At 73.5% G+C, this 22,072-nt stretch carries 19 protein-coding genes and 1 pseudogene; 7 read left to right on the top strand and 13 right to left on the bottom strand.

What is annotated here, in order from left to right:
* Positions 1–70: 70 nt before the first annotated feature.
* The gene (locus AB0D28_RS04815; protein WP_357382244.1) at positions 71–2,914 is read right to left on the bottom strand and encodes a hypothetical protein; all 2,844 of its coding nucleotides are present in this window, start codon (positions 2,912–2,914) and stop codon (positions 71–73) included.
* Positions 2,907–4,700: an HSP90 family protein gene (locus AB0D28_RS04810; RefSeq protein WP_357382242.1), complete on the bottom strand. Its 1,794-nt coding sequence runs from the start codon at positions 4,698–4,700 to the stop codon at positions 2,907–2,909. Before AB0D28_RS04810 ends, AB0D28_RS04815 begins: the two co-directional genes overlap by 8 nt.
* Positions 4,701–4,833: 133 nt before the next feature.
* Between AB0D28_RS04810 and AB0D28_RS04805 the strand changes: the two genes are divergently transcribed.
* Positions 4,834–5,352: a SigE family RNA polymerase sigma factor gene (locus AB0D28_RS04805; RefSeq protein ID WP_357382240.1), complete on the top strand. Its 519-nt coding sequence runs from the start codon at positions 4,834–4,836 to the stop codon at positions 5,350–5,352.
* On the top strand, positions 5,349–6,542 hold the full coding sequence (locus tag AB0D28_RS04800; protein WP_357382238.1) for a hypothetical protein: 1,194 nt from the start codon (positions 5,349–5,351) through the stop codon (positions 6,540–6,542). Before AB0D28_RS04805 ends, AB0D28_RS04800 begins: the two co-directional genes overlap by 4 nt.
* 55 nt (positions 6,543–6,597) lie before the next feature.
* On the opposite strand, the gene AB0D28_RS04795 is transcribed toward AB0D28_RS04800, so the two are convergent.
* From AB0D28_RS04795 to AB0D28_RS04780, 4 genes are all read right to left on the bottom strand, one after another.
* Positions 6,598–7,500 carry a sulfurtransferase gene (locus AB0D28_RS04795; RefSeq protein ID WP_357382236.1) on the bottom strand — a complete coding sequence of 301 codons (903 nt, stop codon included), beginning with the start codon at positions 7,498–7,500 and terminating at the stop codon, positions 6,598–6,600.
* A gap of 89 nt (positions 7,501–7,589) precedes the next feature.
* Complete coding sequence (locus tag AB0D28_RS04790; protein WP_357382234.1) at positions 7,590–10,523, bottom strand: hypothetical protein; 2,934 nt, start codon at positions 10,521–10,523, stop codon at positions 7,590–7,592.
* 158 nt (positions 10,524–10,681) lie between these two features.
* A complete protein-coding gene (locus tag AB0D28_RS04785; RefSeq protein WP_357382232.1) occupies positions 10,682–11,128 on the bottom strand; it encodes a hypothetical protein in 447 nt (148 codons plus the stop codon).
* Between the two features lie 2 nt (positions 11,129–11,130).
* A complete protein-coding gene (locus AB0D28_RS04780) occupies positions 11,131–11,901 on the bottom strand; it encodes an SGNH/GDSL hydrolase family protein (protein ID WP_357382230.1) in 771 nt (256 codons plus the stop codon).
* A gap of 253 nt (positions 11,902–12,154) precedes the next feature.
* On the opposite strand from AB0D28_RS04780, the gene AB0D28_RS04775 reads away from it, so the two are divergent.
* Together AB0D28_RS04775 and AB0D28_RS04770 are read left to right on the top strand one after the other, a co-directional pair.
* A complete protein-coding gene (locus tag AB0D28_RS04775; RefSeq protein WP_357382228.1) occupies positions 12,155–13,639 on the top strand; it encodes a hypothetical protein in 1,485 nt (494 codons plus the stop codon).
* A 19-nt stretch (positions 13,640–13,658) separates the two neighbouring features.
* On the top strand, positions 13,659–15,053 hold the full coding sequence (locus AB0D28_RS04770) for a PQQ-like beta-propeller repeat protein (RefSeq protein WP_357382226.1): 1,395 nt from the start codon (positions 13,659–13,661) through the stop codon (positions 15,051–15,053).
* A gap of 50 nt (positions 15,054–15,103) precedes the next feature.
* Here the strand turns inward: AB0D28_RS04770 and AB0D28_RS04765 are convergent, their stop codons facing one another.
* The 5 genes and pseudogenes from AB0D28_RS04765 to AB0D28_RS04745 all read right to left on the bottom strand — a co-directional run bounded on the left by AB0D28_RS04765 (position 15,104) and on the right by AB0D28_RS04745 (position 18,246).
* Positions 15,104–16,213, bottom strand: coding sequence for a hypothetical protein (locus tag AB0D28_RS04765; RefSeq protein WP_357382224.1), 1,110 nt, complete (start codon positions 16,211–16,213; stop codon positions 15,104–15,106).
* A complete protein-coding gene (locus tag AB0D28_RS04760; RefSeq protein ID WP_357382221.1) occupies positions 16,210–16,740 on the bottom strand; it encodes a SigE family RNA polymerase sigma factor in 531 nt (176 codons plus the stop codon). The genes AB0D28_RS04765 and AB0D28_RS04760 overlap by 4 nt, the downstream gene beginning before the upstream one ends.
* A gap of 111 nt (positions 16,741–16,851) precedes the next feature.
* Positions 16,852–17,367: a putative immunity protein gene (locus AB0D28_RS04755; protein ID WP_357382219.1), complete on the bottom strand. Its 516-nt coding sequence runs from the start codon at positions 17,365–17,367 to the stop codon at positions 16,852–16,854.
* On the bottom strand, positions 17,364–17,915 hold the full coding sequence (locus AB0D28_RS04750) for a putative immunity protein (protein ID WP_357382217.1): 552 nt from the start codon (positions 17,913–17,915) through the stop codon (positions 17,364–17,366). Before AB0D28_RS04750 ends, AB0D28_RS04755 begins: the two co-directional genes overlap by 4 nt.
* Positions 17,912–18,246, bottom strand: a pseudogene (locus AB0D28_RS04745) (hypothetical protein). Before AB0D28_RS04745 ends, AB0D28_RS04750 begins: the two are co-directional and overlap by 4 nt.
* A gap of 95 nt (positions 18,247–18,341) precedes the next feature.
* Here AB0D28_RS04745 and AB0D28_RS04740 point away from each other — a divergent pair.
* Together AB0D28_RS04740 and AB0D28_RS04735 are read left to right on the top strand one after the other, a co-directional pair.
* Entirely contained in the window at positions 18,342–19,145 is an 804-nt protein-coding gene (locus AB0D28_RS04740) for a helix-turn-helix transcriptional regulator (RefSeq protein ID WP_357382215.1), read from the top strand.
* Positions 19,136–19,330: a DUF397 domain-containing protein gene (locus AB0D28_RS04735; RefSeq protein WP_357382213.1), complete on the top strand. Its 195-nt coding sequence runs from the start codon at positions 19,136–19,138 to the stop codon at positions 19,328–19,330. Before AB0D28_RS04740 ends, AB0D28_RS04735 begins: the two co-directional genes overlap by 10 nt.
* Here the strand turns inward: AB0D28_RS04735 and AB0D28_RS04730 are convergent.
* Positions 19,305–19,748 (bottom strand): class I SAM-dependent methyltransferase, encoded by a 444-nt coding sequence (locus tag AB0D28_RS04730; protein WP_357382211.1) that lies wholly within the window; start codon positions 19,746–19,748, stop codon positions 19,305–19,307. The two genes, AB0D28_RS04735 and AB0D28_RS04730, sit on opposite strands and share 26 nt — an antisense overlap.
* Positions 19,748–20,122, bottom strand: coding sequence for a VOC family protein (locus AB0D28_RS04725; protein WP_357382209.1), 375 nt, complete (start codon positions 20,120–20,122; stop codon positions 19,748–19,750). The genes AB0D28_RS04730 and AB0D28_RS04725 overlap by 1 nt, the downstream gene beginning before the upstream one ends.
* Before the next feature lie 173 nt (positions 20,123–20,295).
* Between AB0D28_RS04725 and AB0D28_RS04720 the strand changes: the two genes are divergently transcribed.
* A complete protein-coding gene (locus AB0D28_RS04720; RefSeq protein ID WP_357382207.1) occupies positions 20,296–22,065 on the top strand; it encodes a proline--tRNA ligase in 1,770 nt (589 codons plus the stop codon).
* Positions 22,066–22,072: the final 7 nt, after the last annotated feature.

Raw genomic sequence — 22,072 nt, 5'->3', positions numbered from 1 at the left:
GGCCCAGCCTAGACCTCGCGTACGAGCCGGGGCAGCCGCGGTTGACCCACCGTTGCCCCGGCTCGCCGTCTCAGTCCTCCTCGATGCCGTGGTCGGCGCGGACCTTCGCCGCCTCGGCCTCCCGGCCCTGCTCGTCGAGCGCGCGGGCCAGCAGCCAGGCGGCCTGCGTGGCCGGGCGGGAACCGGCGGGCAGCCCGGCGAGGACCGGGCGCAGCAGCCCTTCGGCCTGCTCCGGCCGCCCGTCGCGCAGCAGCAGCTCACCGGTCAGCACCTCGACCTGCGCCGCCTCGCCGAACGCCTCGATCGACCGCAGGCGCTCCGGCACGCCGTCCACCCGGTCCAGCGCGGCGGTGAGGCGGTCCTCGCCGATCAGCACCCGGGCCACCGCGTCGGCGGCCATCGCCCGCTCGTACGTGACCACCGGCGGCTCGTCGGCCTCGCCCTGGAGCGCGGCCACCGCCTCGTCCACCCGCTCGATCGCGGCCACCGCCGCCGGCAGGTCGCCGGACCAGTGCAGGGCGAGCAGTTCCCGCCGCCGGGCCCGCAGCTCGTCCACCTGATACCCGGCCAGCCGCCAGGCGGTCGCCGCCGCCGCGAACCGCTGCGCGGCCAGGGCGTCCCGGTCGGCGTCGTAGAGCAGGCCACCGGATTCCTCCAGCACCTGCGCCCGGTGGGGGAGATTGTCCGGCCCGTCCAGGTTCTCGGCCAGCTTGTCGAGCACCGTGAGCGCCAGGTCCGTCTCGCCCAGCCCCGCGTAGATGCCGGCCAGCAGGTGCCGGCACCGGTCCGCCTCGGCCTGCGCGCCGGCCCGGTCCAGCCCGAGCACCGCCTCCTCGGCCACCTCGGCGGCCTCGGCCAGCCGCCCGGCCGCCCGGTACGCGTCGGCCAGCTCCCAGCGCAGCAGCGCGTCGCCGTCGAGCCCCTGCTCGACGCAGAGGGTGACCGCCTCGGCCAGATCCTCCACCGCCTCGGCGGCCCGGTCGGCGGCCATCAGCGCCCGGCCCCGGGTCACCCGCAGCGGCAGGTGGACGCCGGGCGGGGCGACCGACAGCGCCTCGTCACAGGCGGCCACCGCGTCGGCCGGGTCGTCGGTGGCACGCGCGTACGCCAGGCAGGCGCCGATGAGCATGTCGGCGTCGCCCAGCTCGCCCGCCAGCCGGCGGGACCGCGCCGCCGCGTCCCGGAACTCGTCGGCCCGCTCCAACTGTTCCAGCACGTGCGTGCGGTGCAGCGCGACCCGGCCGGCCAGCCACGGATCGGCGTCGGCGTCCGGCTCGGCCCGGTCGAGCGCGTCGAGCGCCTCCGCCCACCGCCCGCGGTGCACATGGGCCAGGGCGAGCCGGTCCCAGCCCGCGGCCCGGTCACGCGGTTCGCCGTTCTCGGTCAGGTAGTCGGCCGACTCCCGGGCCAGGGCCAGCCCTTCGTCCGCGCTCTCGTCGACCATGCTGAGCAGCACACCGAGCCGCCCCGCCACCACCTGCGCGCGCAGCGGATCCGGCACCTCCCGCCACGCGGCGAGCGCCTCCTGGTTGACGGCGATCGCCGCCGGCACGCCGTCGTCGTCCTGGGACAGCTCACCGGCCCGCAGTTCCAGCCGCCAGGCCCGGGTGTTCGCGGGCACGTCGGCGTCACCGAACCGCTCGTCGTACGCGCGCAGCGCCGCCGCCAGGCCGTCCCGGCGGTTGGTGCGCCAGGACTCCTCGGCCAGCCCCAGCAGCTCGTCGGCACCGGCGTCGGCGGGCACGGTGACCGGCTGCGCGGCGGCCACCGGAGCATCCGGGCCGGTACGCGGCACGGGCACCGCCGGGCGGCGCAGGCTCGCGGAGAGCGGCAGGTGCTCGCCGACCGGCCCGGCCGCCAGCTTGCGGGCGATCAACCCGGACTGGTGCGTGGTGCCGTTGCGCGCGTCGAAGCGTTCGGCCAGGGCGGTCGCCGTACCGGCCAGCTCGTCGGCGAGCGCGCCCGCCGGCACGTCCGCGGCCGGCCGGTCGCCTGCGGCGCGGCGGTGCACTGTCAGCTCGGCCGGCACCTGACGCAGCGCCGCCGAGGCGGCGGCCGCGAAGTGCATCGCGGCGGCCGGCGTGGGCGCCCGGTCCAGCCAGTCCAGATGCCGCTCGACCAGCTCCAACGCGCGCGCCTCGTTGCCGGTGACGGTGCAGAAGTCGACGTGGTCGGCGATGTCCCACAGGTCGGCGAGGTGCCCGCGCACCCGCCGGTACGCCTCCCGGTGCGCGTCCCGTGCGGCGTCGGTCCGGCCGGTCTCCCGGTACGGCGTGAGCAGCGCGGTGAGGATCCCCTGTGGCTGCTCGCTACAGGTCAGCCGGCCGGCGAGCACCGGCTCGGCCAGCGCCACCGCCTCCTCGTGACGACCGAGCCGCACCAGGTGCGTGACCTGCGTGGTCGGGTCGCAGCCGGCGCAGTCGGAGAGCGTGTCGCGGGGCGTTGTCATCCACTTGCGGTACCACCCGTCCGCCGCCTCCTCGTCACCCAGGTGCGCGGCCACCAGGTAGCGGTGCTTGTAGACCGCCTGGAGCGAGTGCCCGGAGTCGCGGTAGCGCCGTTCCATGTCGTCGAGGACCGCGTACGTCCGGTCCAGCGGCAGCTCCGGGAACTTCACCATGGCGTTGACCATGTACTTGAAGAACCACAGCAGCTGGTGCGTGTAGCGCTGGTGGTAGGGCTGCGGATCCTTGTCGTACTCGGACAGGCACCAGGAGAACGTGACGAAGGACTTCGCCGGCTCGCCGCCGTAGACGTACGCGGTGGTGCCGATGATCCGGGCGGCGAAGGCGAGGTGCCGGTCGTCGCCCGCGTCGGCGCGGCGCAGCAGCTGCTCCAGCGCGGCGATCTGCCCCGGGCCGTACGGCATGGATTCGATCTCGCGGTGCATGCGCCAGAGGTCGTCGTCAGTCACGGATCTCTCCCGGTACGGCCCGGCCGAGCAGGCCGAGGAAGGAACTGTTCAGCAGTGCGGCGTCGGCCGCCCGGATGGGGTGGTGCCCGAGCAGCAGCGCCTGCCCGTAGAGCGCCTCGACGGCCAGGCCGACCAGCTCCGGGTCGGCGAGCGTGGTGACCCGGCGGACCAGCGGGTTGCGGTGGTTGAGCACCAGTTGCGGGCGGTCCGGCGGGGCGGTGGCGGCGAGCGCGTCGAGCACGCCGCCCCACAGCTCGTCGGCCTTGTCCCGGCTGGCGGCGAGCTGGTCGTGGAACGCCGCCGAGCGGGACAGCAGGTAGAGCGCGGGGAGCGAGACCGGGTCGTACGCCCGGATCACCACCTCGCAGCCGAGCCGTTCCAGGGCCCGCTGCGCGGCGGTGCGGAACGGCCGCAGGGCCAGCTCGGTCGCCGGGTCGAGGATCTCGAACCGGGTGGTCAGGTCGCTCGGCTCCAGCCGCTCGATCAGCACCGACCGATCCACACTGGGCAGGCGTTCGATCAGCTCGGTGTCGTACGTGTAGCCGCCGTTGACCACGGCCAGATCCTGCGCGGCGGCCACGGCGGCGAGCTGGCGGAACTCGTCCAGGCTGGCGGCGTACCGGAGCACGCCGTGGCGCTGCCGGAACTCGGCGAGCGTCATCGTGCCGACGTTTGTGTCCATCGGCCACCACTGGTCGACCAGCCGCAGCATCTCGTCGTCGTGCATGGCGAGCGCCTTGACCCCCAGGTGGTGCACCTGGAGGAACTCGCCGAGCCGGCGCGGGTCGTGCTTCGCGAGCCGGACCAGCCAGCCCCGGATCTGGTCGCCGAGCGCCTCCCGGACGGAGGTGAGCAGCGCGTCCTCGTAGAGCGCCTCGCGGCTGGCGGTGGGACGCAGCTCGCCGGCGTCGACCACGCAGTGGGCGAAGAAGGCCCACTCGGGCAGCAGCCCGTCGGCGTGCTCGCTGAGCAGCATCCGCTTCAGGTAGACCCGGTGCCCGGCCCGGGCGGCCGGGTTCACCGCTGTGGGCAGGATGAACGCCACGCCGGTCAGGCCGGCCTCCGGCACCGACAGCGGCACCACGTCGAACGGGACGACCCCGAGCAGGTCCTGCGCGTACCGCTGGAGGGCGGCGCGGTCGACCGGCGCTCCCGGCGTGGTCGGCCACGGCGGCGGGCCGGCGGTGGTCGGCGTGTCACCGACCCGGACGTCGACCGGCAGCAGGCTGCCGTAGAGGCGGGCCAGCTCGGTGACTGTGGGTACGCCGAGCCACTGGTCGGCGTCGCGCCGGGGCACCAGCGTGACCGTGGTGCCGGGCTCGTCCCGGGCCTGCTCCGGATCGGCGAGGCGCACCGCGTACCGCCCGTCGGACCAGCCCGTCCAGAGCACAGTGGGCTCGTCGGCGTGCCGGGTGACCACCCGGATCTCGTCCGCGACCAGGAAGCAGGAGAGCAGGCCGATGCCGAACTGGCCGAGGAACTCGTGCCGGGAGAAGCCCAGCTCGTCGCGCTTGGAGCTGCGGCCGATGGTGGCGAGCAGCTCGTGCACCTGCGCCTCGGTCAGCCCGATGCCGGTGTCGTGCACGCGCAGTGTGCCGTCGCCGGTCAGCTCCGGCGGCTCGATGCGGACCCGCGCCGGGGCTTTCGGCTCGGCGGCCCGCCGCGCGGTGATCGCGTCGACGGCGTTCTGGAGCAGCTCGCGCACGTACACCCGCGGACTGCCGTAGAGGTGATGACTGAGCAGGTCGACCACGCCACGGAGGTCGACCTGGAAGGTGCGGTCCAATCGCGCTCCCGGTTCGGATTTTCGGCGCTCACCGTACCGGTCAGCGCCGACAGTGTCCGTCCCGTCAACCCCGCCAACCTTTTGCGTGTGCGGGGGCGTCTGGGGGGTGGAACGCGCGGGAGAGGGAGGCCGGATGGACGACGGGCGGGCGGACTACCTCGCCTTCGTCGAGTCGCACCAGCACCGGCTGCTGCGCGCCGCGTACCTGATCTGCGGGAACCGCCACCAGGCCGAGGACCTGCTCCAGGACGCGCTGCTCAAGCTGGCGCTGCGCTGGTCGTCGGTGCGTGACGGCGACCCGGCCGCGTACGTGCGCGCCATCCTCTACCGCGACGCCGTCTCGTGGTGGCGACGCCGACGGCGGGAATGGCTCAGCGCGTATCCGCCGGACCGGCCGGGCGCGGACGCCGACGCCGCGCTGCGGCTCACCGTGCGCGCGGCGCTGGACCGGCTGCCGCCACGCCAGCGGGCGGTCGTGGTGCTGCGCTACTTCGAGGACCTGACCGAGGTCGCCACCGCCGAGGCGCTCGGCGTCACCGTCGGCACCGTCAAGAGCCAGTGCCACGACGCGCTGCGCAAGCTGCGCGACGTCGTACCCGCCCCGGGCACGCCCGGAGACGGCCTGATGACCGGGATGGAGGCGAACCCGTGACCGAGACCGAGCTGACCCGGCTGCTGACCCGGGCCGCCGAGGAGATCCGGCCGGCTCGTCCGGCCGCCGCCGGATGGGACCGGGCCCGCCGGGTCCGTCGCGCCCGCCGGGCCGCCGGCGCCGCGGCCGTCGCCGTGGTCCTGCTCGGCGGCGGTACGACGGCGCTCCTGCACCGCTCCGGCCCGCCACCGGCCGCACCGCCCCGCCCGACTGTGACGTCGGCACCGAGCGCGCCGGTGGTGCAGCGGCCCCCGGAGCGGCTCGGACAGGCCGGCGGCCCGCTGGCCCGGCTCGGCGACCGGGTCCCCTCCGGCCTCTCCGAACGCCCGGTGCGCCGGGCACAGGCGCTCTACCAGCCGGTCGACCCGGAGACCGGCGAGGCCGGCCCGGTCCGGGTGCTCGGTGACGACGGCATCGTCCGGGAACTCGACGTGGTCACGCTCGCGCCCACCCGCGACGCCGGGGGCAACCAGGCCGCTCCGCTCAAGCCGGGCAGTCTGTCGCCGGACGGCCGGATCGCCGCGTTCGCGCAGACCGGCGAGGTGGTCGTGGTCGGCCTGACCGACGGCGCGGTCCGCCGCTACCCGCTCGCCGGCTACCTGGAACACGTGCTCTGGGCCGGGGACCGGCTGCTGGTCGGGGACAACGACACCGCGTACGAGCTGGACCGGCGCACCGGAGCGGCACGGAAGCTGCCGGTCGATCCCTGGACGCTCGTCGTGCCCGAGCCGGCCCGTTCCGGTGACCTGTTCACAGTCGGCGGCTGGTCCGGGGACGGCGGCCTGGCCGTACGCCGGTTCCCCGCCTCCGGTGGCGAGCCGGAGCGGCGGCCGGTGACCGCCGGGGAACTGCCGCCCGGCTACCGGCTGGACGAGGTCTACGGACGGGGCTGGCAGCGCGGCGACCGGATCGGCCAGGCCGGGTGGACCACCACAGCGGGCGCCGCCGGCACGATGAGCGGCGCCGAGGGCGTGGCGGTGCTCGACGCCCGTACCGGCGCGGTGACCCGCCTGCTCGACCTCGGACGCGAGGGCCGGTCCAAGGGCTGCTGCGAGGTGTACGGCTGGACCGCCGACGGCGCGCTGCTGTTCCGCTACGACGCCGGGCTGGCCCGGTGGCGACCGGAGACCGGCGGAGTCGACTGGGTGGCGGGCGACGTCCCCGGCCTGCTGTCGATCGCCGCCCGCTGACCGGCGCGGAACCGGCCGGTCCCGCCGCGACCACGGCGGGACCGGCCGGGACGGCTCAGCGGATCAGGCCGCCGGGCTGGTCGCCCTTCACGACGGGAGCCCGGACCAGGTTGCCCCACTCGGTCCACGAGCCGTCGTAGTTGCGCACCTGCGGGAAGCCGAGCAGGTGGTGCAGCACGAACCAGGTGTGGCTGGACCGCTCACCGATCCGGCAGTAGGCCACCACGTCGTCGGACGGGCTCAGCCCGAGCTGGTCGGCGTAGATGGCGCGCAGCTCGTCGGCGGACTTGAACGTGCCGTCGTCGTTCGCGGCGGACTTCCACGGCTTGCTCACCGCGCCCGGGATGTGCCCGCCGCGCAGCGCGCCCTCCTGCGGGTAGTCCGGCATGTGCAGCATCTCGCCGGTGTACTCGCCCGGCGAACGCACGTCCACCAGCGGCCGGCCGGCCGCCACGTGGTCCATGACCTGCTCCCGGTACGCGCGGATCGGCGCGTCGTCGCGTTCCGGCACCGGGTACGAGGCGCGGGGCCGGCTCACCCTGTCCCGGGTCAGTTCCCGTCCCTCGGCGACCCACTTCTGCCGGCCGCCGTCGAGCAGCCGCACGTCCTGGTGACCGAAGAGGGAGAAGACCCAGAGGGCGTACGCGGCCCACCAGTTGAAGTTGTCGCCGTAGAAGACGACTGTGTCGTCCCGCCCGATGCCCTTGGCGGCGCACAGCTCGGCGAAGCTCGCGGCGTCCAGGTAGTCGCGGGTGACCTGGTCGTTGAGTTCGGTGTGCCAGTCGACCTTGACGGCGCCGGGGATGTGGCCGGTGTCGTAGAGGAGCACGTCCTCGTCGGACTCGACCACCACGAGCCCTTCGTCGCCCAGGTGCTCGGCCAGCCACTCGGTGGTGACCAGGCGCTGCGGGTCGGCGTACGACTGGAGGTGTGGATGCGGATCACTCGGCACAGGCATGAGCCCCAAGGTACGCCCGATCCGGAGCCGCGGATGTGACACCGGCCCCACCACCTCGGAAAGGTGGTGGGGCCGGTGCGATCAGACGATCAGCCCTCGACGATGAACCACTGGTACGCGAGGTCCGACCGATTGCCGGCCTTGTCGATCGCGTACACCGTCACGGTGTGCCAGCCGGCCTCGGCCGGCGTGAGGGTGACCGAGGCGGAGCCGTCCGCGCCGGCCGGGACGGTGACCTCAGGGGCGTAGTCGAACTGGTAGACGTACCTGTCGACGTCGGGCATCCCGGGGGTGAACGTGAAGACACCGGGCACGCCCGGACCGCCACCCGACCCGCCGAGCGGGTAGGTGGTCGAGCTGACGCCCGGCACGCTGCTGACCAGGAACGAGTAGCTGGTCTCCGGGGACAGCTCGCCGGACGCCGAGCGGGCCCGGACGGTGAGCGTGTTCCGGAAGGCCCGGTCCGGGGTGACCGTCAGCTCGGCGGCGGTGCCGTCGATGACGTCGACGGTCTGCTCCGGCCCGTCGTTGAGCCGGTAGACGAACGCCACCGTGTCCGGCAGGTCGGAGTCGAAGCGGAAGCCACCGGGTACGCCGATGCCACCGCTCGAACCCCACTCGCTGTACAGGTACGAGATGACCCGCGGCTTGGGATCGCGGACGGTGAACTGGTACTCGCGCTGCCCGGTGCGCGTGCCGTCAGCGGTCTCCGCGATCACCGTCAACTGGTGCCAGCCGGCCTGCTCCGGGGTCCAGGTGACGGTGGCGGTGCCGTCGGCCGCCGCGTCGACTGTCGTCGGCTCCGCGCCCTGGAACGAGTAGTGGTACCGGACCACGTTCGACCGCTGCGGCGTGAAGGCGAAGGTCCCGGCGACTCCGGGCAGGCCGCTGCTGCCGCCCTCCGGATATTCCGCCGACCGGACCAGCGGGGCGTCGTCGACCAGGAACGTCCAGACGGTCTCGGGCGAGCGGGTGCCGTCCGCGGTGACCCCGCGAACGGTGACCGTGTGCTGCCCGCCCTCGGTGGGCGTCCAGCTCACCGTCGCCCGGGCGCCGCTCTCGACGCGCTGTTCGGCGCCGTCGTCGAACCGGTAGAGGAAGGCCACCGTCTCCGGGACCTCCGAGGTGAACCGGAACTCGCCCGGCTGGCCCGGACCACCGGCGGGCCAGTCGGCCCGGTAGGGGTCGGCGGAGACGGCGGGACGCAGGTCCCACACCCGGAAGAACCAGGTCGCCGGCTCGGACTCGGTGCCGTCCCGGCTCACGCTCCACACGGCCAGGTTGACCCACCCCTCACCGGTCGGCGTCCAGGTCACCGACGCGGTGCCGTCGGCCTTCGCGGCCACCGTGCCCGGCTCGTCGTCGAAGCGGTAGCGGTAGCTGACCGTGTCCGGCATACGCGGGGTGAAGGTGAAGACACCCGGTATGCCCTGTCCGCCGCCGCCGGTCCACTCCTCGTAGACGGTGGCCGAGATCATCGGCTCGGTCGGCAGGTGGAACTCCCGGATGCCGCTGACCTCCACGCCGCCCGCCGTGACGCTGGTGACGGTGAGGGTGCGGAAGCCACCACGGGTCGCGGTGACGGTGATCGCGGCGGAGCCGTCGGCGGCGGCGTCGACCGTCCGCTCCGGGTCGCCGTCCAGGGCGTAGCGGTAGCGCACCACCCCGTCCATCTGCGGACGGAGCTGGAACGTCGCCGGCACGCCGATCTCGTTCAGCCGTCCCTCGATGACCGGCGACACGTCCTCGGCGAGGAACTCGTACGCGGTGGTCGTCGAGCGGTTGCCGACCGCGTCCAGGCTCCACACCCGCAGCGTGTTCAGGCCGCGGTCCGGCGTGAGCGTGACGGTGGCCGCACCGCCCGTCCGGTCGGCGTCGACCGTCTTCTCGACGCCGGAGTCCAACGAGTAGCCGTACCGCACCACGTCGGCGGCGCCGTTGGCGGTGAAGGTGAACTCGCCGGGCAGAGCCGGGTGCCACTCACGGTCGTCCGGGAAGTCGGTGGACGTGACGGTGGGCGGGGTGGCCGGGCCACGGATGTCGAGGCGGAAGTAGCAGACCGGGCTCCACTCGCCGGTGGCCCGGCTGTCCGCCGCACGCATCTGCCAGGCGTACGTCCGGTCGTGCTCGAACGGCGACGGATAGATGTGGTCGAAGCGGCCGACGACGCGCTGGCCGTCGCGCGCGTTGTTGGTCTGCTCGATGCGCGCCTCCGGCTCGTCGACCGGCCAGACCGCGAAGGAGACGGTGAGATGGTCAGTGCCGCCGCCGTCGTTGCGGTCCCGGTCGTGCACCACCCCGGAGAGGGTGGGGAAGCGGATCACCTGGTACGGCTCGGCCGTGGTGCACGCCGTTCCGTCGGTGGTCCGCAGGTCGGTCGGCACGCCGGGGCGGAAGTTGTAGTCGATCGAGATGCCGACCTTGGTGGCGTACTTCCGGGCCAGCGCCGGATCCCGCTCGACGTCGGCGGGCAGCCGAAGCGAGAGGGTCAGCGTCGACCGGCCCTCGGCGAGCGCCTGGCGCAGCCCCTCGACCGCGTCGAACTCCACCCGGGGCGCCGGGCAGACGGTCCGGTCGGTGAGCTGGCGGCTGTCGACGAGGGCCAGGTCGGCCGGTGGCTTGAGCCAGCTCGACCGGGCGGTGTAGGCGGCGGTGCGCCACAGCTCGATCTTCGGGCGCTTGGTGCAGTCCGCCCCGGCCGTCTCCGTGACGTCGAGCTTGGCCGTCTCGATCTCCGCTCCCCGGTACCGGGAGATGTCGAACGTGAAGTAGGCACGCGACGTGTGCGGGCGACCCTTCGCGTCCGTCCAGGTGCCGACCGGCACGTCGCCGGGCTGATCGATATTGATCTTGGCGGGTGAGCGCGAGTCGGTCCAGGCCCAGGAGGTGTTCGTCTCGTAGCGGATGTCGTACGCGGCGGCCGGCGCCGCGGTGGCGGTCACCGTCCCGGCCACGACCACTGTCGCCAGCGCGGCGGCGAGCAGACCTCGCCGGCCGGTCCGACGTGGATTTCTGTCAGGCATGAGGGTCAAACCCCATCCACCTTTCCCCTGTGTCACCCCGTACTTGATCGACGGGGGCAGCGGATGCTACCCAGGCGGGCGGACATCGGGCGATCCCAATAGGCGAGGCGCGGGACACATAGGACGTCCGGTGGACGCCGTCGAGCCGTCCGGCTGGGTCAGGCGCGGCGGTGCACCAGCCGCCCGGCGACCACAGTGGCGCGGCAGGAGCCGTCCGGATCGAAGACGGCGAGGTCGGCCCGCCCGCCGGCCACCAGCGCGGGCGGCCTGGCGGCGGGCAGCACCGCCACGTCGTTGCGGGCCGCGGCGGACCGCAGCGCCGGATCGGTGACGTGTTTCCCGACCACGGCGGCGACGCCGAGCCGGAACAACGCGTGCACCCGCTCGCGGGGCGTGGGCGCGGGAGGCAGCGGGCCGTCGTGCACCAGCGCCGGCCCGAGCGTGCCGGCCCACCGCCGCACCCGCACACCGGGGTACGCGCCGGGCAGCTCGGCCGTCGGCACGATCGCCTCGACCCGGTCACCGGCGACCACGACGGCCAACCCCGCGCGGGGCGGGTCGTCGGGTGTCAGCCGCAGCAGGTCGGCGGCGTGGACGGTACGCACGCTCAGTCGGCGTCGACCGGGCCGAGCACCGGCCGCTTGGCGGTGACGAAGTCCCCGGAGGACCGCCCGGTCAACCGTCGCTTGATCCACGGCGCGAGGTGCTTGCCCGCCCAGCGCAGATCGGCGGCGCGGGCTGCCAGCCACGGGCTGGGTGCCGGGTGCGGCGGAACCAGCAGCCACTCCTCGTCGCAGCCGACGCCGAGCGCGGCGAGCACCTGGGCGGCGACCCGGCGGTGCCCGGCGGCCGACAGGTGCAGCCGGTCGGTGCTCCACAGCAGCGGGTTGAGGTAGGTGTCGTCGGCGTACAGGTCGACCAGGATCGCGCCGTGCCGCTCGGCCACCTCGCCGACCGCGCGGTTGAGCACTGCCACCCGGGGGGCCACCAGTCGCTGGCCGGGCAGCCGGGCCATCACGTCGGCGAACCGGAACAGCACCACGTCGCTGCCGCCGCCCCGGAGCCGCTGGACCACGGCGTCGTAGCGCGGCACGAACACGTCCGGGTCGAAGCTGCGGCGCAGCACGTCGTTGCCGCCGGCCGCGAAGCTGATCAGGTCGGGCTTCATGGCCAGCGCGGACGGCACCTGCTCGGCCACCACGTTCGGGAACAGGCGGCCCCGGATGGCCAGGTTGGCATAGCCGAAGTCCGGACCGGCCTCGGCGGCGAGGCGGGTGGCGACCAGGTCGGCCCAGCCCCGGTAGCTGCCGTCCGGATACGCGTCGTCCATGCCCTCGGTGAAGCTGTCGCCCACCGCCACGTAGCTGCGCCAGCGCACGGCGCCTCCCTCAGACGTCCCGGCAGAAGTGCGTCGCACAGTCTGTCACCGCGCGGACCGGTCCCGCTGGCCCTGCACGCCGGACGTGGCGGATGTCTCGACGTCCTGTTCCCGAGCGGCACCTCGGGGACGAATCGACCAGACACGCCCGCCGGGGCAGAATCCGTCATCCGGACCGGAGATGATGGCTGCCGTCACCCGGCCGCGCGGAACCGTCCGGCCGGTCCCGCACACGGCACGAGCGAGGAACCAGATGACGCAGGGGCACCCTCCGGCGGCGGGCTGGCCGCCGCCCGGCAACGCCGACTCCCGGCACGGCGGAACACCGCCGCCCGCGCAGCCGGTCCCGTGGGGGCCGCCGCCCCCGGCACCGAGGTCCCGCCGTGGGCTCTGGATCGGGCTCGCGGCCGGCGCGCTCGCGCTCGCGGTCTGCGCCGGCACCGCGGTCGGCGTCGGGCTGGGCCTGCGCGGCGACGACGAGGACGGCCCGGCGCCGAAGGCGGCAGCCGGCGCGAACGGTGTCACAGTCACGAACGCCGAGTTGTCCGCCCTGCTCGACCGGCACACCAAGGCGCTGGCGGCGAAGGACCTGGACGGCTACCTGGCCGCGTTCGACCCGGCCCGCGAGGAGCTGATCGCCGGGCAGACCCAGCTCTTCCGCAACCTGGCGAAGTTGCCGCTGTCGGTGGCCCGCTACGAGACGGTCGAGAAGCAGGGCCGCGCCGGCGACGCGTTCGGACAGGGCGTCACGTTCCAGCTCGACGTCTCGTTCGTGCACCAGTTGGACGGCTTCGACCTGGCCCCGGTCGCCGAGTGGTACCGCTGGACGATCGTCCGCGCCGGCAAGGACGCGCCGATCCGGGTCACCGCTGTGACCGGCGCACCTGCCGGCGGCAACGGCGACTCGAAGACCGTCTACTACCCCGGGCCGTGGGACAAGTGGCAGGAGATCCATGTCGAGCGGACCGCGTACGCCCTGATCATCACCGACGCGGCCCGGGCCGACCTCGCGGTGCGGTACGCCCTGGCCGTCGACAGGTCGGTGACGGACAACCTGGCCGTGTGGCGGGCCAACGCGCCGCCCGAACCGATGACGGACAAGTTCGTCGTCACGTTCGCCGCGGGCAAGGACGAGATGACCTCGCTCTACCGGATCGGCACCGAGAAGGCCACCGCGGCGGGCTTCTCGGTGGGCATGGTCGCGGCCGAGCGCAAGGACGGCAAGGCCACGATCGGCGGCACCCGCATCGTGGTGGACACCACCGATCGCTACTTCACCCGCTCCGGCGGCGACAACGACGCCCGCATGGTGTTGCGGCACGAAATCGCGCACTCGCTGATGACGCTCCGCACCGACCTGTCCGCCGTGGACGAGTTCAGCAAGCTCGACGAGTGGGTGGTCGAGGGCTTCGCCGAGTACATCGCCTTCAGCGGCCTTCCGCTGACCGCCAGCGAACGCACCGCGCCGGCCCGGCAGCTGGTCCGCAACGGGTGGAACGGGAAGCTGCCCGGCAACGGCGAGTGGGACAACCCCGACCGGCTGAGCTTCCACTACTGGCTCGGGCACACCGCGATGAGCCACCTCGCCGAGAAGCACGGCGAGCCGAAGCTGTTCCGCTTCGTCGAGGCCGTCTACGCCGGCACCCCGACCGACCGCGCCGCCCGGGACGTGCTCGGCGTGTCGCTCGACGAGTTCCAGGCCGGCTGGGCCGACTACGTCCGCGAACTGGACGGCTGACGGAAACGGGAGACGACCGATGACGTATCAGCACCAGCAGTACCCGCCGCCCGCGTACCCACCGCCGGGTCCGGTCGGTGCGCCGCCGGCGGCGCCGAAGCGGCGCGGGCGCGTGGCGTTACTGGTGGCCGGCGGCCTGGTGGCGGTGCTCGCGGTCGCCGCCGGCACCGCCTACGGCGTGTCCCGGCTGGTCGGCGGCGGTGACGGCGACGGGCGGAAGCTGCGTACCGCGTGGGTGCTCGACTTCCCGGAACTGCAGCGCAACGGGCTGAAGACGTACGACGGGCAGGACATGTTCGGTGCCTGGCTGGTCGGCGACGCGGTGGTCCGGGCCCAGCCGGACGGCATCATCGCCTACCGGCTCGACGACGGCGCCCAGGCGTGGGGTGTGCCCGCGCCACAGGCGACGTCGCTGTGCGCGGCCGCGCAGACGCTGGCCGAGGGGCGGGGTGTGGTGGCGCTCGGATCCGCCGAATCCTGCGACACGCTCGTCGGGTTCGACGCGGCCGGCGGCAGCCAGACCTGGCGGGCGACGTTCCCCGTCGAACGCCGCAAGGGCCGGTCCACTGTCACCGCGCCGGACCTGTCGGTGGCGAACGGGCAGGTCGTCGTGCGCAGCGGCGAGAGCGTCCTCGGATACTCGCTGGCCGACGGCAAGCGGCTGTGGCAGACCGACGCGGACCGGCTGCTGCCCGGCCGCGACTGCCGCGTGGCCGACGCGCAGGCCGCCGGGGACCAGGCCGTGGTCACCGCGCTCTGCGACGGCGACCGGGGGGCACTGCTCGGCCTGGACCCGGCCACCGGCAAGCCGCGCTGGCAGCAGCAACTGCCGGCCGCACAGCAGAGCGGCGGCGTGCTGAGCGTCGACCCGCTGGTCAGCCTGCCCGGCCTGAGCACCGAGACGTTCGTCGCGCGCGACGCCACCGGCAAGGAGCGGGCCACGTTCGGCAACCCCGTCGACGGTACGCGGTTCAGCGACCTGCCCGTCAACCGATCCAACACGGTCGAGGGGCCGGAGATCCGGCCGTACCTGGCCGACACGGAAACGCTCTACCTGCCCACCGAGCCTTCACCGGTCGGCGACGACATGCGCCAGGCCGACCAGGTGGTGGCGATCGACCTGGCCACCGGGAAGCGGCGCTGGGTGTCGGCCGGGCACACCGACAGCGAGGTGGAACTGATCCGCCTCGACGATCAGGGTGTGCTGGCGTGGGAGGTGGGCGACCGGCGGGATCTCGCCCCCCGGCTGGTCCGCATCGACCCGGCCACCGGGAAGGTGGACGTGCTGGCCGAGGCGCCGCGTTCGGCCGGCACCGAGGGCAGCGACGCGAAGGTGCTGGAACGCGACGGCACCGTGGTGCTGGTGCCGTGGAAACAGGTCAGCGCGGACGCGGCGATCACCGTCCTGCGCTGAACGACGCGGGGCGGGCCACCCGTCGGTGACCTGCCCCGCGTCGCCCGTCATCAGGCGGGCACGTACGCCAGCAGTGCCCGGTTCCGGGTCGGTGCCGGCTCGGTCACCGTGCCGAGCGGCTTGAACTCACTGTCGAGGACCGTGATGCCGGTACCGCGCCGCAGCAACACCCTGCCGTCGGCGCTGAACAGGATGCCGCGGACCTCGCCCGTGCCGGGCAGGTCGACGACCTTGCTGGTCCTGGTGTCGACCACCGCGAAGCTGCCGTCCCGGCGGGACGGGTCGGTGCCGATCCAGCCCACTGCCACGTAGTGGCCGTCGGCGGACACGCTGCGGGCCTCCCAGCCGCCCCACTTCGTGGCCTCCTGCTGAGGTGGCGTGTAGGTGTACTGCCGGGTGCTCTCACCGTCCGTGACGTAGGGTTTGCCGTCCGACTCGGCGGCCAGCCAGGTGCCGTCGGCGGACCAGCAGCGCTTGACCTCCTGGCCCGGGTCGCCGACGACCTGCTTGTTGGCCGTCACGTCGTAGAGCACGGACTGGCGGTTCTTCCGCTGCACCATCAGATGGTCGTCGCCCTTCCACCGCAGCGGCCGGGCGCCGAGGCAACTGATCCCCTCCGCGAGGGTCGTCGCCCCCTCGTCTCCGACGGTGGCGATCAGCAGCACCCCGTTGGCGTTGTCGGCGCTGTCCTGCACCCACACCACCCGCTTGCCGTCCGGGGAGATGCTGACGCTGTTGGCCTCGCAGCGAGAGGCTGCCTCGTGGACGACCTCGTGGACCACCCGGTCCCGCGTGCCGCGGACCTCGTGGATCCGGGATCGGGTGGACGTGTGCTCCAGGTAGTAGCGGGTACCGGTGAGCGCCGGCTGCGACTGGCCGGTAGTGGTGCTCGCGTCGGTGGAGGGCGTACGGGACGGCTCGACCGGCGGGGCGGTGACGGTCACCGACGGCCCGGCGGGTTCGGGCGCCTGGCTGTTCGGCCGGATCGCCAGCGCGGTTCCGGTCGCGGCGGCCAGCACCACGAGCGCGGCAGCGGAGGTGGCGACGGCCCGCTGGATGCCGAGTCGCCGCGAGGTACGCAGCGCGCGGTCCCGCAGGTCGACCGGGGTGACCTCCTCGGCCAGGTCGGACAGGTCGAAACGCAGTCGGTCCTGGTTCATCGGGCGGTTCCTTCCGTGACATACAGCTCGGCGAGCTCCGGGGCCACGCTGCGCAGCTTCGCCAGCGCCTTGGACGTCTGGCTCTTGACGGTGCCGACTGTCACGCCGAGCAGGTCGGCGGCCTCGGCTTCGGTGCGGTCCTCGAAGAACCGCAGGACCAGGACGGCCCGTTGTTTGGCGGACAACCGGGCCAGCGCGACCCGGAGGGTCAGCCGGAGCGTGGTCTGCTGGGCGTGGTCGGGGGCCGAGTCGCCTCCGCGCGGCTCGGGCATGTCGCCCGGCATCGACTCGGCCACCCGGCGGCGCCGCCACCAGGAGACCTGCAGGTGGTACATGATCTTCCGGGTGTACGCCTCCGCGTTGCCGGTCTCGTGCAACCGGTTCCAGGCGCGGTGGGTACGGGCCAGGGCGGACTGGACGAGATCCTCGGCCAGATGCTGGTCGCCGGTGAGCAGGTATGCGGATCGCAGTAAGGCGGGGGTGCGAGTTCGGACGAACAAGTCGAACTCATTCAGGAGAGGGTCCACACGAGCCGGTCCTTGGGGTCAGGTGGTGCATCAGCGTGACGCCTTCCGAGACGCCACCTGCCCGCGCCATGGTTGCCGCCGGCGGTGACTCTTTCGCCGGGCCGGCCGGCGTCAGCAGTCGAAGACCGACCAGCAGATGTCGTTGCGCAGGCTCTGGTCGTCCAGGACCAGCTCGCGGATCTCCACCGGGAGCCGGTCGCGCTGCCACCGGCACTCGTCGCGCCCGGCCACCTCGCCGAGACCGTCGGGCGCCGCCGCGCGTACCGCCTTTATCGCGTACGCGGCGGCGCCGAGTTCGTGGGCGGCGACGTGAGCCACGACGGCGGCCTGACCGGCGGCGTACGCGGCGTTGCGTGCCGCCCCGCGCAGGTCCCGGGCCGCGCCCATGGCGTGCCCGCCCGCCGCCCGTGCCCGCATCATCCCGACCTCGCCGCGCACCCAGGCGCGGGCGTGCTCGATCGCCTCGCGCGGACGGCTGTCGTCCGGCCGGACCGCCTCGAACAGGCCGAGGACGTGCTCGGCGCAGGTGGCGGCCCAGAGCGCCAGCAGGTGGTGGTGCTCGTCGGTGAGCGTGCCGCCCCGGCGGATCGTGATGAACCGGGGATCCCGGATCTTCGGCAGGATCACGACGCGGCCTCCGGTCCGGCGTGGCGCAGGTCGTGGTCCAGAGTGCTCATCAGCCGGGCGACCCGGCTGCCGCCACCGGTCACCGGCGGGTAGCGGCGGAGCACGTCGACCAGCACGGGTGTGGCGAGCCGCCGGTACCGGTCCAGCGCCGCCTCGCCCACGGTCTCGTCGCCGCCGGCCTCCAGTTCGGCGACGCGCGCCGCGTTGGCGGCGGCCCGCAGGATGTGGCCGACCTGGGTGGCCTTCGCGATCGGGTGCAGGTACGCGGCCGCCGCGGCGTCACCGGCAGCCCGGGCGGCCAGGCGCGCGGCCTCGGTGGGCGCGGACCGGGCGGCCCGGTGCGCGTCGAGGGACGTGACCCGCTGGAGTTTCGTCCGGGCGGCTCCGCGTGCGAACGTCCAGGCCGCGTCGACAGCCGCGCGGGGACGCCCGTCACCGGGAACCGCCCGCTCGTAGACCGGGAGGACGTCCTCCGCGTGCCGCACCGCGTACCGCGCCACCTCGCGCAGCTCGTCCACGGTCAGGTCGAAGTCCCCCGGTGCTGTCATGTCGCGGGCATCGTATCGGCGTTGCCCCGCCGGTAAGGGCCCCAGCCGACGAACCGCTCGAACAGCTCACGCGGCGTCGGCCCGTCCTGCGGGTTGAGGCGGAACAGATCGTGGGTGGCCTCGTGGTAGAGCCCGGACAGGTAGACGGCCAGGTCGACCGGGTGGTCCGCGTACTCGGCCTTGAGCAGCAGGCGGGCCTGCGCGCAGGGCCACGGCCCGCCGCAGGCGCGGCAGAGCCAGAGCGGCCGGATCGGCAGGTGGGCCGGCTGGCCCGGCGGGCAGGGCGGGGCCGATCGGGGTACGGCCCGAGCCGGGGTACGGGAAGGTTCATGCGTGACAGTCTGCTGATCACGACACTACGCTCGGAAGTCGTCGGAGCCGGTCCGGGGAGAGGCCGGGAGACCGGCGGCCGACTGAGGAGGGCGTGTGGAGAACGAGCCGACCGCCGAGTTGATCCGCGCGCAACTGCGGCGGCTGCGAGTGCGGGCCGAGCTGAGTCAGGAGGAGTTCGGGAAGCTCGTGCACTTCTCCGGCTCCCAGGTGTCGGCGGTCGAGCTGGGGCACCGGCCGCTGGACCGGTTCTTCCTCGCCCGGGCCGACGAGGTGCTGGGTACGGGCGGCTTGCTGATGTCGCTGCTCAAGCTCGCCGAGCGCGACGGCCAGCCGAGCTGGTTCCGCCCCTGGCTGGAAGCCGAGCGCCAGGCGCAGCAGTTGCGCACCTACCAGCCGACCCTGGTACCCGGCTTGCTCCAGACCGAGAACTACGCCCGCGCGATGATCCGCACAGATGACCTGATCAGCGATGACGAAGTGGAGCGGCGTCTCGCAGTGCGGCTGGACCGGCAGTCGATTCTCTCCGACGCCGGTCACCCGAAGTACATCGCCGTCATCGAGGAGTCCGTCCTGCGCCGCGCCGACGAGGGCTATCGCGGACTCATGGCCGAGCAGATCGCACACCTCGCCGAATGGGCCGAGCACCCGCACATCGACATCCACATCGTGCCGGCCTCGGTCACCATGCACGTCGGCCTGGTCGGACCGTTCGCACTGGCCCGGGATACAGACGGCGGCTGGGTCGGTCACCTGGAGAACCAACTCGGCGGAGTCGTGGTCGACAAGGACGAGGACGTGGCTATCCTGCTGTCCAGATGGGAGAGTGTCCGCAGCGAGGCACTACCACGCCGACAGTCGGTCGAGCTGATGAAGGACGTGATGACCTCGTGGAGCTGACCGGAGCGGTCTGGCGAAAGTCCACCCGCAGCGGCACCCAGGGCGACTGTGTCGAGGTGGCGGACAACCTGGCCGGGGTGGTCGGGGTGCGGGACAGCAAGGACCCGGCCGGGCCGGTACTCACCTTCACACCTGACGCCTGGCGTGCCTTCGTCCGGCTCAGCGGGAGCCACGCGTCGCGCTGATCAGCACCTGTGGGCGCAGCACCCGGGCGAAGTCGCGCAGTGCGGCGTCCGGGTCATCCAGGTGGTAGAGCATGCTGTTGGCGATCACCGCGTCGACCGATCCGGCACGGAACGGCAGGCGGGCGGCGTCGCAGCGCAGCACCCCGGCGCCGGGCACCTCGCGCAGCCGCGCGCACATGGCGGGCGAGAAGTCGGTGAGGATCAGCCGGCCAGGATGGCTCACCCTCTGCCACAGCTCGCCGGTGCCGGCACCGACCTCCAGCACGTCCCCGCCCAGTGGAAGCCGCTCGCCCAGCCAGCCGAACCAGCCGTGCGGGTTGGTGCCGTACGAGTGCAACGCCATCCGGGCGGTCAGATTGCCCGTCGTCGTCGCGTACTGGCTGGTCGCGCGAGCCGACGCGGTGACGCCACCCGTCATCAGAGGTAGAAGCAGAACGGACGACCCACCGGGTCGAGGAGCACCCGGACGTCGTCCTGCGGCTGGAAGTCGGGCAGCGTCGCGCCCACCGACACCCCGTACGCCACGGCCGACTCCAGGTCGTCGACCTTGATGTCCAGGTGGACCGACATCTGCTGGTCACCGGGACCCGCCGGCCACACGGGCCGCACGTAGGCCGACTCGTCCTGGAACGCCAGCCAGTGGCCGCCCTCCGGCGGAGCGAGCACCACCCACTCGGGTTCCTGCTCGCGCCGGGTCCAGCCGAGCAGCCGCTCGTAGAACGCGGCCAGGTCCTCTGCGGACGGTGCGTCCAGCACCGTGGTCGTCAGCTTCATCAGCGGTCGCTCAGCCATGCTGCATTCCTACCCGACCCCCGCGACATTTTCCGGCCCGTCCGCGCCACCTCGGCGGGGTGGCGGCATCCCGCTGGTGTCGATACCGCCACCTCGCCGAGCTTGCGACGATCGGTCGGCACGGACACCGAAAGGGGTCGCCCGGCCGTCCGCTCGCGCCATAAGCTGCGGCAATGCTGCTACGCATGTCGACCCTGCTGCTCCGGACCCTCCGCGAGGACCCGGCCGACGCGGAGGTGCCGAGCCACCGGCTGCTGCTGCGCGCCGGATACGTCCGCCGGGCCGCGCCGGGTGGCTACACGTGGCTGCCGCTGGGCAAGCTCGTGCTGGACCGGATCACCGCGATCGTGCGGGACGAGATGACAGCGATCGGCGACCAGGAGGTGCACTTCCCGGCGCTGCTCCCGGCCGAGCCCTACCGGACCAGCGGGCGGTGGACCGAGTACGGGGACGACATCTTCACGCTCGCCGACCGCAAGGGCGCCGACCATCTGCTCGCGCCGACCCACGAGGAGCTGGCCGCGCTACTGGTGAAGGACCTGTTCTCCTCGTACCGGGACTTCCCGGTGACGCTGTTCCAGATCCAGACCAAGTTCCGTGACGAGGCCCGGCCCCGGGCCGGTCTGCTGCGCGGGCGCGAGTTCCTGATGAAGGACGCCTACTCGTTCGACCTCGACGAGGCCGGGCTCCAGGCGGCCTACGACAGGCATCGGGCCGCCTACACGCGCGTCTTCACCCGGCTCGGGCTGGACTTCACCACCGTCCACGCGATGTCCGGCGCGATGGGTGGGTCAGCGTCGGAGGAGTTCCTGGCCGCCACGCCGGTCGGCGAGGACACGTTCGTCGGCTGCACCGCCTGCGACTACGCGGCGAACACCGAGGCGGTGGTGACCCGCGCCCCGGCCGCCGGTGACCCGGACGCCCACCCGCCCACCGAGGTGCACGACACCCCGGAGACGCCGACCATCGCCGCCCTGGTCGAGCTGGCCGAGGCACGGAAGCTGGGCGGGCGCACCGGCTGGACCGCCGCCGACACGTTGAAGAACGTCGTCCTCACCGTCCGCCGGCCCGGTGCCGAGCAGCACGAGCCGCTGGTGATCGGCCTGCCCGGCGACCGCGAGGTGGACCTCAAGCGCGTCGAGGCGGTGCTGGCCCCGGCCACCGTGACCGTCTTCGAGGACTGGGACGCCCACCCGGAGCTGGTCCGCGGCTACATCGGGCCGCAGATCCTGGCCAAGCACGGCATCCGCTATCTGGTCGACCCCCGCGTGGTGCCCGGCACCACCTGGCTGACCGGCGCGAACGAGCCGGGCCGGCACGCCACCGACGTGGTGTGCGGGCGCGACTTCGTACCGGACGGCACGATCGAGGCGGCCGAGGTGCGGCCCGGTGACAGCTGCCCGGCCTGCGCCGACGGCGAGCTGACCCTCCGGCGGGGCATCGAGGTCGGGCACATCTTCCAGCTCGGCCGCCGGTACACCGACGCGTTCACCGTCGACGTGCTCGGCCCTCAGGGCAAGCCGGTGCGACCCACGATGGGCTGCTACGGCATCGGCGTGTCCCGGGCGGTCGCCGCCGTTGCCGAACAGCACCACGACGACAGAGGGCTGGTCTGGCCGGCCGCTGTCGCGCCGTGCGACGTACACCTGATCGCCGCCGGGAAAGAGCCGCAGCTCGACGCGGCGCTCGACCTCGGCGGGCGTCTCGCCGCCGCCGGCCTGCGCGTGCTGGTCGACGACCGCACGCACGTCTCCGCCGGGGTGAAGTTCACCGACGCCGAGCTGATCGGCATCCCACGCGCCGTCGTGGTCGGCCGCCGCCTGGCCGAGGGGTACGTGGAACTGCGCGACCGGGCCACCGGTGAGCGCACCGAACTGCCGGTGGAGGCCATCGTGGAGCGACTGCGCGACGACGTACGCGCGACGCACCGCGACGGGGTGTAGCAATCGC

Source organism: Micromonospora sp. NPDC048169, assembly GCF_040652815.1.
GTDB lineage: Bacteria > Actinomycetota > Actinomycetes > Mycobacteriales > Micromonosporaceae > Micromonospora.
Note: the sequence above shows the minus strand (reverse complement) of the source record. Positions and strands in the feature narration are given on the sequence as shown.

Coding starts and splice junctions, on each gene's coding strand:
- AB0D28_RS04805 (WP_357382240.1), top strand. CDS start 4,834: ATGGACGACGGGCGGGCGGACTACCTCGCCTTCGTCGAGTCGCACCAG.
- AB0D28_RS04795 (WP_357382236.1), bottom strand. CDS start 7,500: ATGCCTGTGCCGAGTGATCCGCATCCACACCTCCAGTCGTACGCCGAC.
- AB0D28_RS04790 (WP_357382234.1), bottom strand. CDS start 10,523: ATGCCTGACAGAAATCCACGTCGGACCGGCCGGCGAGGTCTGCTCGCC.
- AB0D28_RS04775 (WP_357382228.1), top strand. CDS start 12,155: ATGACGCAGGGGCACCCTCCGGCGGCGGGCTGGCCGCCGCCCGGCAAC.
- AB0D28_RS04770 (WP_357382226.1), top strand. CDS start 13,659: ATGACGTATCAGCACCAGCAGTACCCGCCGCCCGCGTACCCACCGCCG.
- AB0D28_RS04765 (WP_357382224.1), bottom strand. CDS start 16,213: ATGAACCAGGACCGACTGCGTTTCGACCTGTCCGACCTGGCCGAGGAG.
- AB0D28_RS04750 (WP_357382217.1), bottom strand. CDS start 17,915: ATGACAGCACCGGGGGACTTCGACCTGACCGTGGACGAGCTGCGCGAG.
- AB0D28_RS04730 (WP_357382211.1), bottom strand. CDS start 19,748: ATGACGGGTGGCGTCACCGCGTCGGCTCGCGCGACCAGCCAGTACGCG.
- AB0D28_RS04725 (WP_357382209.1), bottom strand. CDS start 20,122: ATGGCTGAGCGACCGCTGATGAAGCTGACGACCACGGTGCTGGACGCA.
- AB0D28_RS04720 (WP_357382207.1), top strand. CDS start 20,296: ATGCTGCTACGCATGTCGACCCTGCTGCTCCGGACCCTCCGCGAGGAC.